Here is a 13,142-nt window from a genome sequence, read left to right as displayed (position 1 = left end):
GGTCAGGCTTCGAGGCCTTTTTGATACTCCTCCAGATACGGTTCGACCAGGGCTTTCTTTTGTTTTTCGCTCAGGATCTTGCCGGCCATCTGGAAAAAACGCTGTTCTTCCTCGTCCAGATGATGATGCACCTTGTCGGCCAGTTTCTTGGCCAGCGACAGCCATGACGGACTGGAAGGCTCGGTCTCTTCCAGCTGCTCTATCAGTTCGTCTATCTCGTGGTGTTCGGCGATGCCGTGGCGGGCGACCTCCACGCCGGAGTCGTCGTCCATGATGGGAATGTAGAAGTGGCGCTCTTCGGCGGTGGCGTGCGCGGTCAGCACGGTCTTGTAGTTGTCGAAGAGGTTGGAGCGCTCGGGAGATTCGCCACTGGTCTTCAGCAATTGCGCCGCAAGATCGCGTTGAAGTTCGTGGCTTTGGCGAAGGGCTTCGAAAATGTTCATGGCTCTTTCCTTATTATCCCCTGCGGCGGCGGGATGCCGGCCGCACTTCTTTTTACGGTACAACGCCGCCAACCGATGAAATGTTACCTTGGGTAAGGATTGGAGGCGGCTTGCTTCCATGCCGCGTTCCGCTGGGTGCCGACCCTTCTTCCCGGGAACTGCTTTGAGTACACTGCGATGTGTCCATTGCTCACTACCAAAGGAAGATCATGAAGGGACGTGGCGTGATAGCGTTGTGGCTGTTGTCGATGGCGGTGCCGGTCCATGCGGCGCACATCTCGCATTTTTCTCCTCAGGGCACGGTTGCAACGATAGAAAGCGTCAAGGCCACGTTCGATCAGGACGTGGTCGCCTTCGGAGACGCCGCCGCGCCGGCGCCGCTGCGCGTCGCATGCGACGACGAGTCCCTGGTCGGCGACGGACGATGGACCGACGCCAAGAACTGGACCTATGTATTCAGGACGGCGCCGGGGCCGGGAGTCACATGCACCGCCAGCGTCGATGCGGGCTTTCGCACGCTGGGCGGCCAAGCCGTCACGGGCAAGACTTCCTTCACTTTTGCAACCGGCGGGCCGCATGTCGTGTCCAGGCGGCCCTATGGCGACACCGTCGACGAGGACCAGGTCTTTCTGCTGCAATTCAACGGGGCGGTCGACACGCAAACATTGCAGGCCAATGCGCACTGCACGGTCGAAGGCCTGGGCGAGGCCGTTCCCGTGCGCCTGGTGGATGACCCGGCGCAACGCAAGGCCATCCTCGAGGCGGCCTACATGGGCGATTCGATGGACGATCAGGCGGTTCAACTGCTGCAATGCAAACGCTTGCTGCCGGCCGAAGCACGGCTTCGGCTGGTGATCGGAAAAGGGGTGGCGGCATCGAGCGGCGTGGCGTCCACGCAGGCGCAGACTTTCGATTTCAAGGTGCGTCCACCGTTCCAGGTGTCGACCAGCTGCCAGCGGGAGAACGCCAATGCGCCCTGCACGCCGGTGCTGCCGATCGTGGTGCTGTTCAACGCGCCGGTGCCGGCCGAGCTGGCAAGCCGCGTGCGACTGCGCAGTGCAGGCAAGGAAATCGAACCCGATCGGCCGGACGAAGGAGACGCGCAAACCAGCACGCAGCGCCTGGTGTTTTCGGGCCCCTTCGAACCGGAGTCCGAATTGCAGCTCGTGCTGCCGGACGACCTTCGGGACGACGCCGGCCGGCCGCTGGGCAATACGGATCAATTGCCCTTGTCGCTGCGGACGGCCGCCTATCCCTCTTTGGTCAAGTTCTCGTCCGGCACCTTCGGCACCATCGAGCGTTTTGCCAACGTGCCGCCCGGTGTCGACGAAGACGATCATTCGCCCACGGTGCCGCTCACCGTCCGCAATGTCGAGCGGGAACTGCTGGCCAGGGACCTGTCCAGGCCGTTGGGAACGGTGCGGGACTATGTGCCGGGCGACGACGAGGAAGTCCTGCGCTGGTATGCCGGTCTTCAGCGCCTGGATGGGGGGCGATGGACCAGGCAGCAGATAGGCCGGATTCTGGACGGAGACGAACCGGGCGAGGGCGGCGACGATGCGCTGGACGTGCGAGGCTATTCGGTGCTGCGCGACCGCGACGGCGTGCGCGCCCTGACGCTGCCCGGCGCCCAGCAGGGCGATGACCGGCCGTTGGAAGTGATCGGCGTACCGGTCGCCGAGCCTGGCTTTCATGTGCTGGAGGTCGAGTCCGCGCGGCTGGGCGGGGCTCTGCTGGGCGACGAACGGCCCATGTACGTGCGCAGCGCGGTGCTGGTCACCAATCTGGGCGTGCATCTGAAGCAGGGGCGCGACGATGCACTGGTGTGGGTAAGCACCCTGGACGAAGGGCGGGTCGTGCGCGATGCCGAGATTCGCGTCCTGGATTGTTCGGGCCGGCTTCTGGCCGAGGGCCGTACCGACGCCGCCGGGCTCTGGCACCATGAAGGCGCGCTGGACAGTCCCGATTATTGCAGCGATACAGGCTTGAGCGGCCTGTATGTATCCGCCCGCATTCCGAAGGAGCACGAGCTGGCGCGCGGCAAGGACGACTTCGCCTTTGTGCTGTCCGACTGGAATGCAGGCATGGAGTCGTGGCGCTTCAATGTCCCGACCGACATGCAGCCGGCGCCCACGGTGGTCACCCATACGGTGTTCGACCGCAGTCTGTTCCGGGCGGGCGAAACGGTCTCGATGAAGCACTTCGCGCGGGTGCAGACGCGTGACGGCCTGGCATTGCCCGATCCGGACCAGCTGCCGGACAAGCTGGTCATCGTGCATGAGGGCTCGGGTCAAAGCCACGAAGAGAAACTCACTTGGGAGAAAACGCCCTCGGGCGGCCTGAGCGCCCGCAGCGAATTCCAATTGACGCGCTCAGCCAAGCTGGGCGACTACAGCGTCACCTTGCAAAAAGGCGATGACTACGCGATGCCCGACGGCAGCTTCCGGGTCGAGGAGTTCAAGCTGCCGGTATTGGCGGGCAGCCTGAAGATCAGCCGGGGAGATGGCGCTTCCCAGCTCGTGGCGCCGACAGTGCTGAACGCCGATCTGCAGATCGGCTACGTGTCGGGCGGTCCGGCGGCCAAGCTGCCCGTCAGCCTTTCGGCGGTGCGGCGGGACAAGTATCTGAGCTATGGCGACTACGACGACTACTCCTTCGCGCCTCCCTCCGGCGCGGAAGGCGGGACGTCCGATTCACCCGAGGACGCCGACCAGCGCCTGTTCCTCGACAAGCAGGCCGTGACGCTGGACGAACAGGGCGCGGCGCGCGTGAAGCTCGACGCCATACCCGAGATTTCGCGCGCCAGTGAATTGCGCTTCGAAGCCAGCTTTGCCGACCCGAACGGACAGGTCCAGACCCTCAGCCAGGCCGTCACGGCTTGGCCGGCGAGTATCGTGGCCGGCGTGCGCGGCGGAAGCTGGGCGCAGCAAGGCAAGCCGGTCTCGGTGGATGCGGTGGCGCTTTCTCCGGACGGACGGCCGCAGGCCGGCATGCCTGTCAGCATCCGCGCCGTGGCGCGCACCACTTACTCCACTCGCCAGCGCATGGTGGGCGGCTTCTACAGCTATGAGCATCACACGCGTTCGACCGATCTCGGCCAGGTGTGCGAAGGAAAGACGGACAAGCAGGGGCTCTTGCGATGCGAAACGAGCTTCGACCGGTCCGGGTCGATCGAACTGATCGCGAGCGTAGCAGACGACGAGGGCCGGCATAGCGAGGCCGCGACGACGGTCTGGGTCATGGGAGGCGAAGACCTGTGGTTCGACGCGGGCAACGACGACCGCATCGACGTCATTCCGGGCAAGAAAGTCTATGAACCGGGTGAAACGGCCGAGTTTCAGGTGCGCATGCCCTTCCGCCATGCAACCGCGCTGGTGGCCGTCGAGCGCGAAGGGGTGCTGTCGTCCAGCGTGGTGGAGCTGGAAGGCAGCGATCCGCGCATCCGCGTCCCGGTGCGCGCCGAGTGGAGGCCCAACGTCTATGTGTCGGTGCTGGTGTTGCGCGGCCGCTTGCACGAGGTGCCGTGGTATTCGTTTTTCTCGTGGGGCTGGAAGCAGCCCTCGGCCTGGTTCAGCGCCTTCCAGGAGGGCAGGGAGTATCAGGCCCCGTCGGCGCTGATCGACCTTTCCAAGCCCGCTTTCCGCTTCGGCCTGGCCGAGATCCGCGTCAATGACAGTGGCGGCGGCCTCAAGGTCGAGGTGAAGCCGGACAAGCGGCGCTATCAGGTCCGGGACGAGGCGAAGGTGGACATCCAGGTGACCACGGCCGACGGCATGCCGGCGGCGCATGGCCAAGTGGCTTTCGCCGCCGTGGACGAGGCTTTGCTCGAGCTGGCCGCCAACGACAGCTGGAAGCTGCTCGAGGCCATGCATCCGCGCCGCAGCTACGGTGTCCAGACCGCGACAGGCCAGAGCCAGGTGGTGGGCCGCCGCCATTACGGGCGCAAGGCGCTGCCCGCCGGCGGCGGGGGCGGCAAGAGCCCGACGCGCGAGCTGCTGGACACCTTGCTGCTGTGGCAGCCCGATGTGCAACTGGACGCCCAGGGCCGGGCCAGCCTCGTCGTGCCTCTGAACGACGCCATCACCTCTTTCCGGCTGGTGGCCCTGGCCGACGAAGGCGTCGCCCGCTTTGGCGAAGGCCAGGCCACGATTGCCACGACACAGGATGTGCAGGTGATTTCGGGCCTGCCCGCGCTGGTACGCGAAGGCGACCGCTATCGCGCCTCGGTCACCGTGCGCAACACCACCGAGCGCGACATGCGCCTGCGGGTGCAGGCCGGCTACGCGGGAAGCGGGCTGCCGGACGGTACGCTGGAGCCTCGCACGGTCCCCGTGGCGGCCGGCAAGGCCGAGACGCTGTTCTGGGAGCTGACCGCGCCGCAGGCCGAACAGCCCGATTCGGACGCCGAACTGACGTGGACGCTGGAAGCCAGCGAGGTGGAAGGTGAGGGCGCGGGCGACAGGCTGGTGGTGCATCAGGCGCTGGCGCCCAGCGTTCCCATTGCCGTGCATCAGGCGGCCCTGCAGGCCGTCGACGAGTCGAACCCGATGCATCTTTCGTTCGCGGCTCCGCAAGGGGCGCTGCGGCTGGGCGACGGGGCGCCGCGGGGCGGGCTGGAGGTCTACCTGCAATCGTCCCTGGGCGGCAGTCTGCCGGGCGTAGTGCAGTGGTTCAAGGACTACGAATACACCTGCCTGGAGCAGCTGGGTTCGCGCGCCATAGGCATGCGCAGCATGGAGCAGTGGCGCGATCTCATGCGCCGGCTGCCCGACTATCTCGATGGGGACGGCCTGGCGTCTTATTTCCCGGGGGCGCAGCAAGGCAGCGAAGTGCTTACGGCCTACCTGCTGGCGGCCAGCCATGAGGCCCGTTCCCTGGGCTTGGATTTCGCCTTGCCCGAGGGGGCGCGGGAAGCCATGCGGCAAGGCCTGCTGAATTTCGCGCAGGGCCGCATAGCGCGGCATCGATGGGCGCCCACGAACGATCTGCCGCTGCGCAAGCTGCTGGTCCTGGAGGCGCTGGCGCGCGAAGGCCTGATGCGTCCGTCGCTGCTGGACAGCATACAGATCGTCCCCGACCGCTGGCCGACCTCCTCCGTCATCGATTGGCTGTCCATTCTGACGCGAGTGCAAGACATACCGCGGCGCGCCGAACACATGAAACACGCCGAGCAGGTGCTGCGGGCGCGCATGCTCAATCGCGGCACCGAACTCGTCTTCGCGCAGAGCGACGATCAGTGGTGGTTGATGCGCAGTCCGCAGGTGGATGCGGCCCGGCTCTTGTCCCTCATGGCCGGAAGGCCGGAATGGGACGAAGCCATGCCGCGCCTTGCACAGGGCCTGATGGCGGCCCAGCGCAACGGCGCCTGGCGTACCACCACCGAGAACCTGATGGCCAGCCTGGCGATGGAAAAATTCGCCCGGACCTATGAGCAGGTTCCCGTATCGGGCCGTGTGCACGTCGGGATCGACGGCGCGGCCGGCCGCAGCTTCGACTGGGCCGCGCCGGACGCGGCCGCCGCCAAAGCCCCCGCCGAGGCCGACGGCGGGCTCCGCTCCCCGTCCGACGTGTCGGTGCACCGCCTGCTGCAGCCCTGGCCCGCGCGCGGATCGGGCGTGCTCGACGTAAAGCAGGAAGGGTTCGGCACGGTCTGGGTCTGGACCCGTTCGCTGGCGGCGGTGCCGATACGCGAACCGGTTGTGGCGGGTTTCGAGCTTCAGCGCAACATCACGCCGGTTTCGCAAGCCCGTCCCGACCGCTGGTCCCCCGGCGACGTCTACCGGGTGAGGCTTGTCATCAAGGCGCGCAGCGCGACCACCTGGGCCGTGGTGAGCGACCCGATCCCCGCCGGCGCGACCCTGCTCGGCAGCGGCCTGGGGCGCGACTCCAGCATCGAGACGCGCACCGAGGAGGCCACGCAGGGGCCGGCTCCCAGCTATGTCGAGAGAAGTTTCAGCGGCTATCGCGCCTACTACGAATATCTGCCCCGGGGCGAGACGCAAATCGACTATACGGTGCGCCTCAATACGGCCGGACGGTTCAACATGCCGCCCACCCGCATCGAGGCCCTTTACCAGCCCGACGTCCAAGGAATCCTGCCCCAGGCGGAGCCGATGGACATTCGTGCCGATTAGGGCCGAAGGGCCTGCTGACACTAAGGGGACAGCCGCATGAGAAGGGCGATCGCCGCAGCGGCAATGATGCTGGGATGGATGGCCGCCACCGCGGCGATGTCCACGTCCCTCCCAGGCTTCGAGTCGCTGCGGCGGGACTACCGGGCCTCCGATGTCCTGGTCCTCGACCGCAGCGGCATGCCGCTGCAGCGCGTGCGTGCCGATTTTCAGGGGCGGCGAGGCGACTGGCTGACGCTGGATGAAGTGTCTCCCGCCTTGCTTCAGGCCGTCATCGAGTCCGAAGACCGGCGGTTCCACTCACACAACGGCGTGGACCTGCGGGCCGTCGCGGCGGCGGCCTGGGACGGGATCTTCGGCGCAGGTCCGCGCGGCGCCTCCACGCTTACCATGCAGTTGGCCGGCCTCATCGAAGGGCGTCATCGGCGGCCCGCCCAAGGCCGCGGCTTGCTGCAGAAGCTGGACCAGGCGGTCTATGCGCAGGCGCTGGAGCGCCGCTGGAGCAAGGACCAGATTCTCGAAGCCTATCTCAACCTGGTGCCGTTTCGGGGGGAGCTCGTCGGCGTGGACGCCCTGGCAAGAGTGCTTTTTCAGAAACACGCCAGCGGCCTGGACGCCCGCGAATCTGCCATTGCGGCGGCGATGCTGCGCGGCCCCAATGTGTCGTCCGGCCTGCTGGCGCGGCGCGCCTGCGCCTTGCTGCAGCGTACCCGCGAGAAGGCCGACTGCTTCGATATGAAATTGTTCGTCGAGGCCAGGTTGAGAAATCGTGCTTCGCCCCGGTTCGACCGCGACGGGCTGGCGCCGCATTTCGCCCGCTGGGCGGTGGCGCAGGCTAAGCCCGGACCGGGCGAGGCGCTGCGCACTTCGATCGACGGCGCCTTGCAGCGCCAGGTGCTGCAGATCATGAACCGCCGCTTGCACGAGCTGGCCGGAAGCAATGTCAGGGACGCGGCAGTGGTGGTGCTGGACAATGCCAGCGGCCAGGTGCTGGCTTATGTGGGATCGTCGGGCGGATGGTCGGAGGCCGCCTGGGTCGACCATGCCAAGGCGCGCAGGCAGGCGGGCTCCACACTGAAGCCTTTCCTGTATCAGCAGGCGATCGAGCAGCAGCGGCTCACGGCGGTTTCCTTGCTGGACGACGGCCCTTTGAATCTTCCCACCGGCAATGGTCTCTACATTCCGCGCAATTACGACGAACGTTTTTCAGGCTGGGTCAGCGTGCGCACGGCGCTTGGGTCTTCGCTGAACATTCCGGCCGTGCGCGCCCTGACCATGGTGACGCCGGATGCCTTTCGACAGCGTCTCGCGAGACTGGGCCTGCCGCTGGAGCATGGCGGCGATTACTACGGCTACAGTCTTGCGCTGGGCAGCGCCGACGTGAGCCTGCTGACGCTGACCAACGCCTATCGCGCCTTGGCGAATCTGGGCCGCTATTCCGCTGTGCGGCTGGACCGGGGCGGCGCTGAAGAGGCGGCGCGGGTCATGGATGCCGAGGCATCCTGGATCGTCGGCGACATATTGTCCGACCGACAGGCGCGTGCGCGCACCTTCGGGCTGGACAGTCCGCTGACCACGCCGTTCTGGACGGCGGTAAAGACCGGCACCAGCAAGGACATGCGCGACAACTGGACGATAGGGTGGTCCGACCGCCACACCGTGGGCGTATGGGCCGGCAACAGCAGCGGCGACAGCATGCGCGACGTATCGGGCGTAACGGGCGCCGGCCCGATCTGGCATGACATCATGGTTTATCTGCATGGCAGGCAGGGCAGCCGCCAGCCGCCCATGCCCGAGGGGGTGCGTGGGGGCCGGGTGGGCTTCGAGGATGGCATCGAACCCCCGCGCATCGACTATTTCGTGGGCGACACGGCGCTTGCACAGGTCAGGCGCGCCCGCGGTTCGCAAGACGGATGGCAAGCGCCGATACGCATCGCGGCGCCGCAGGACGGAACCGTGCTGGCCCTCGATCCCGACATTCCGCCGCGCAACCAACGGGTGGTGTTTCGCGCGTCGGCTGCAGCGCCGCTCTCGAGGGAAGAGGTGGGCTGGCGCATAGACGGAGGGGAAGCCGTGCAAGGCCAGGAGATGCTATGGCTGCCCAGGCCGGGCAGGCATCGTGTGGAACTGCTGGGGAAAGAGGGAGAAGTGCTGGACAGCGTGACGCTGACGGTAAGGGGGGCCGTGCTGGCCGCCCCCGTGCGCGAAGGCGATTATTTGGACTGCGCGGCCTCGACGCCGTCGTGTTGATGGATGCCGTCCAGGCCGTGCAGGGTGACCAGGCCGAAGACGATCAGCCACGCCAGCGTGACGATGCCGGTGACCAGGCCCGCCGAAAAACGGGGCGAGTTTGAAGCGCTGTGGGTGGTGGAATGCGTATCAGCCACGAAAAGGTCTCCGTTGCGAAAAGAGGTTCTGCGAGAAAGCGGCCGCCAAGGGCGCCGCTGGGGTAACGTATTTTTGTAATTGAACCATAAATTGACAATTGTTGGCGTGCCCCGGGCAGGCTTCCTGTTAGAATTTTAGCCTTGTAACAACCAAAAGAAGGGGCATCTCATGAAAGCAGTACGCACGTTGGGTCGAATCCTGTTGCCGGCCAGTCTGGTTCTTTTGGCTGCTTGCCAATCCATGCCCGGCAAGCAGACTACCGAGGCCAAACCCGAGGCTCCGGCCGAGACTTCCATGCAGGCAAGCAGTCAGGGCGCCCCGGTCGCGGTGTTCCTGGCCGACACCGTCAACCAGCAGGGTTGGACGCCTGTGCAGATCCAGGCCGGCACGCTATATGTCAACCCGCAGCCGGTCATCACGCGCGACGACCTGGTCGGCGTCCAGGCCGGCACCAGCCAAGAAGGCACCGGGCTGCTTGCTCTGGCCTTGAACAACGTAGGCCAGAAGAAGATCACCGACATCACCACTCAAAACCCCAACAAGCGCCTGGCGCTGGTCGTGGGCCGCACCATGCTGGCCGCGCCCAGCTTCACCACCCCGGTCACCACCGACCAGCTCGTCTTTGCAGTGGGCACCGAGCAGAACGCCACGGCGGCTGCGCGCGCCATCGCCGGGGTCGACGAGAACGGCAATCCCGTCGCGGCGCCGGACGGCGCGCGGCAGAACGGCAGCGGCGCGGGGGCTCCCGGCACGCCGGCGCCGGGCACAACGGCCCCGTCGGCACCGTCGGGTAACTGAACCGGATGTGTCGCCCGGGTTTCTCGCGAACCCGGGTGCCGATCCATTTCGGGGCGACACCCTATGAGTGGACCGTTGGTCCGGCGTCATAGGGTGTCGTTTTTTCATGGGTACTGAATACAAGGCGGTCCACGAAATGTTGAACGAAGACCACCGCCCGCAGGCGGTGGATAGGACCTTGCCCGACGTCCTGACGCTGGGCTTCAGATTTCTGGCCTGGATCAATGGGGTGGGCGTACTGCTGGTGGTGCTGTGCGCGCTGGGTATCGTGCCCACCGAGGTACCGGCTTATTTCCTGCGCATGCCGCTGCTGGCCTTCCTGTGCGGACTGGCGTTGGCGGGGCTGGGCCTTTTGTGGGTCTATATGGCGCAAGCCAGCCTCGGCCTGCGCGCTCGCGACGGACGGCGGCGTCCTCACTGGATTCCGGTGCTTTGTGTGCTGGGCTCCTACTGTGTCAGCATGGTGACGTTTGCAGTGGGGTGCTGGCTGCTGGTCGGCATGGGCAGCCTGGCCAACGACGACTGGTCGTACGATGAAAGCTGGCCCGAAGGCCCGGCCGTGCCCCAGCATCAGTCGGCCGAACCGCCGCAGATGCCGCCTCAGCCTGCGCTGCTGCAAAAAAACACCCCCACGCCGCGCGGGCTCGCGCCCGCTTGCTGCCCCCCGGGGCGCTTTTTGCCTTGAGGCGGCCCGGCGGCTCGGCGCCCCCGGCAAAAAAACATTTCACCTTCATAGGCTCTTGAAATAAAATATACGCTTTGCGTATATTTATAGCGAGGCTGAGCCATGTCCGTTTCCCAGCAAGTGTTTCTGCGCGATGCCATGCGTCGGCTCAACCTGACGCGCGACGTTTTCGCAGCCCGCATCGGGGTCAAGCGACGTGCGCTGGATACATGGCTGTTGCCCGAGGGCTCGCAGGAAGCCCGCAACATGCCCGAAGTCGTGTCCCGTTTCGTCACTGAGATCGTCGAAAACGAAGCCCTGCTGCAGAAGTATGCGCAGAGCGCACAGTCCGGGCCGCTGCGTGACCGCATCTCGTATAACGGCAAGCATCAGTTGTTGTCGGTGGACCAGTTTTCGCGCGAATCGGTCGAAGAGCTGTTTCGCATCGCCGACCAGATGCAGCCCATCGCCCGGCGCCAGAAAGTGTCGCGGGTGCTCGAAGGGGCGGTGCTGGGCAATCTGTTCTTCGAGGCCAGCACGCGCACCCGCGTCAGCTTTGGCGCCGCCTTCTGCCGGCTGGGCGGTTCGGTGTGCGATACGACGGGGTTCACCTTCTCGTCCATGGCCAAGGGCGAGTCCATCTATGACACCAGCCGCGTCATGAGCGGCTACGTCGATGCGCTGGTGATCCGCCATCCCGAGCAAGGTTCGGTAGCCGAATTCGCCGAGGCGACGAACATTCCCGTGATCAACGGCGGCGACGGCGCCGGCGAGCATCCCAGCCAGGCTTTGCTGGACCTGTACACCATCCTTACCGAGTTTTCGCGCCTGGGCAAGCTGCTGGACGGCGCCCACATCGCCATGGTGGGAGACCTGAAATACGGTCGCACCGTGCATTCGCTGATCAAGCTGCTGGCCTTGTATCGCGACCTGAAGTTCACGCTGGTCGCGCCCAAGGGGCTGGAGATGCCCGACTATATCCTCGAGCAGGCGGGCAAGCGGGGCCATGTCATCGAGCAGACCAGCTCGCTCGCGGAGGGGCTGGCGGGCGCCGACGTCGTCTATGCGACCCGGGTGCAGAAAGAGCGCTTCGCCGATGAGCAGCTCGAGGGCTATACCGCCGACTTCCAGGTCAACAAGGCCATCGTCGATCGCTACGGCCGTTCCGACGCCATCATCATGCATCCCTTGCCGCGCGACAGCCGCGAAGGGGCGCACGATCTCAGCGTCGACCTGAACCACGACCCCCGCCTGGCCATCTTCCGCCAGGCCGACAACGGCATACCGGTACGCATGGCCATCTTCGCCGTGCTGCTTGGAGTCGAAGGCCTGGTGCAGCATTCCCTGCGCGACGTCACCTGGAATCCGCCCTCGCACATAGGGCCGGACGACAGCGTGTTCCACGGCATCGATTGATCCGTCGCCCGAGCCGGCCGGGGCGGGGGTGCGAGCGGGACAAACAGCGCCGCCGGACGGCGCGCCTCGGCAGGCAGAGGGCAATGAACTCGCGAAGCAGGGCGAAAAAGGCCCTGACGCGTGCGCGGATCAGGCCATTTTCTTCTCGCCGCCCAAGGCGCCGACCAGGTCGTCAAGAAGGCGCGACAGTTCGCCTGTCATCAGGGCCAGGTCGGAATCCAGCTGATCGGCCTCGTTGCGCGAGACCAGGTCCTGGTTTTCCTTCAATACGTCCAGGGGGGCGACGCGCTTGATGTCCAGGCCGTCGGTCAGCACGAAAGACACCCTGTCCGCCCAGGTCAGGGCCAGGCGCGTGCACTGCTTGCCGGCCTGAACGTGCTTGCGCACATCGTCGATGTCTATGCTCTGGCGCAGGTAGCGCACGGCGGCCCGGCTTTCGCTGGTCGAGCGCAGTTCGGTGTCCTGGTCCACTGAAAAGCCCGCCGGGGGTTCGTCCTGGATCAGCCAGTTCGTCATGCTGCTTGCCGGCGATTGCTCGACATAGAGCTGCAGGCCCGGAAAGGGATCGATGGACTTGGCCAGCATGCCGAGCACTTCGTCGCTCTTGGCCGCCGCCGCGGCGTCGACGACCAGCCAGCGGTTTTTCGTGTCGATCCAGACGCGCGTGTCGCGATAGACGCTGAAGGCTTTGGGCAGGAGCTCGTCGGTGATCTGTTCCTTGATCTCCTTCATTTGCTTGCGGCCGGGCTTGAAGCCCTGCTGCTCTTCGATCTCTTGCGCGCGGGCCCGGGCGAACTGATTGATGACGGTGGCGGGCAGCAGTTTCTTTTCGGCGCGCAGGCTCAGGAAGATCTGCCCTTGCAGCGCATAGGCCAATCCCGAATTCTCGAAGGGCGGAACCCAGCCCAGGTTCTGCATCTCGAGGCTGTTGCCGGGACGGTAGGCTTGTTTTTCAAGGGCGGACGCAAGGGAGTCTAGTGAGATCGACCACGAGGGGGCAAGGCGGAATACTTTAAGGTTCTTGAACCACATTGTTGATGCAACTTTGATTGAGGCGAGGCCTGGGCCCGCGCTGGATGAGACGGACCGACGATTGTAAACCGCCGCGTCCCGCCTTCGGAAAAAGGGGGCTTTTTTTGCCGGGGGCGCCGAGCCTTGGGGCGGCCCGGCGGCAAAAAATGCCCCCACGCTGCGCAGGCTGACGCCCGCTTGCTGCCCCCCGAGGGGGCTTTTTTCGCCTTGGGGCGGCCCGGCGGCAAAAAAAAGGCCCGGATGCGTATGCACCGGGCCGGTATAACACAT

8 protein-coding genes are annotated in these 13,142 nt (G+C 65.6%); 5 read left to right on the top strand and 3 right to left on the bottom strand.

The window, feature by feature from the left end; genetic code table 11:
- Positions 1 to 2: 2 nt before the first annotated feature.
- The gene (locus tag CSC67_RS17580; protein WP_118995760.1) at positions 3 to 443 is read right to left on the bottom strand and encodes a hemerythrin domain-containing protein; all 441 of its coding nucleotides are present in this window, start codon (positions 441 to 443) and stop codon (positions 3 to 5) included.
- 209 nt (positions 444 to 652) lie between these two features.
- Between CSC67_RS17580 and CSC67_RS17575 the strand changes: the two genes are divergently transcribed.
- Complete coding sequence (locus CSC67_RS17575) at positions 653 to 6,577, top strand: alpha-2-macroglobulin family protein (protein ID WP_245220278.1); 5,925 nt, start codon at positions 653 to 655, stop codon at positions 6,575 to 6,577.
- A gap of 36 nt (positions 6,578 to 6,613) precedes the next feature.
- A complete protein-coding gene (gene pbpC, locus CSC67_RS17570; protein WP_118995759.1) occupies positions 6,614 to 8,824 on the top strand; it encodes a penicillin-binding protein 1C in 2,211 nt (736 codons plus the stop codon).
- Here pbpC and CSC67_RS21390 read toward each other — a convergent pair.
- Positions 8,788 to 8,961, bottom strand: a complete 174-nt coding sequence (locus CSC67_RS21390; protein WP_167752946.1) for a hypothetical protein — start codon at positions 8,959 to 8,961, stop codon at positions 8,788 to 8,790. The two genes, pbpC and CSC67_RS21390, sit on opposite strands and share 37 nt — an antisense overlap.
- 169 nt (positions 8,962 to 9,130) lie before the next feature.
- Here CSC67_RS21390 and CSC67_RS17565 point away from each other — a divergent pair, with 169 nt between their 5' ends.
- The 3 genes from CSC67_RS17565 to CSC67_RS17555 all read left to right on the top strand — a co-directional run bounded on the left by CSC67_RS17565 (position 9,131) and on the right by CSC67_RS17555 (position 11,840).
- Positions 9,131 to 9,760, top strand: coding sequence for a SecDF P1 head subdomain-containing protein (locus CSC67_RS17565; protein WP_245220277.1), 630 nt, complete (start codon positions 9,131 to 9,133; stop codon positions 9,758 to 9,760).
- Between the two features lie 136 nt (positions 9,761 to 9,896).
- Positions 9,897 to 10,445 carry a hypothetical protein gene (locus CSC67_RS17560; RefSeq protein ID WP_118995757.1) on the top strand — a complete coding sequence of 183 codons (549 nt, stop codon included), beginning with the start codon at positions 9,897 to 9,899 and terminating at the stop codon, positions 10,443 to 10,445.
- Between the two features lie 102 nt (positions 10,446 to 10,547).
- Positions 10,548 to 11,840, top strand: a complete 1,293-nt coding sequence (locus CSC67_RS17555) for an aspartate carbamoyltransferase (RefSeq protein ID WP_118995756.1) — start codon at positions 10,548 to 10,550, stop codon at positions 11,838 to 11,840.
- A gap of 129 nt (positions 11,841 to 11,969) precedes the next feature.
- Here the strand turns inward: CSC67_RS17555 and CSC67_RS17550 are convergent, their stop codons facing one another.
- Complete coding sequence (locus CSC67_RS17550) at positions 11,970 to 12,872, bottom strand: recombination-associated protein RdgC (RefSeq protein WP_118995755.1); 903 nt, start codon at positions 12,870 to 12,872, stop codon at positions 11,970 to 11,972.
- Positions 12,873 to 13,142 lie beyond the last annotated feature (270 nt).

This window comes from Pusillimonas caeni (assembly GCF_003545815.1).
In the GTDB taxonomy this organism is placed as follows: domain Bacteria; phylum Pseudomonadota; class Gammaproteobacteria; order Burkholderiales; family Burkholderiaceae_B; genus Pusillimonas; species Pusillimonas caeni.
This window is presented reverse-complemented; position numbering and strand designations above follow the sequence as displayed.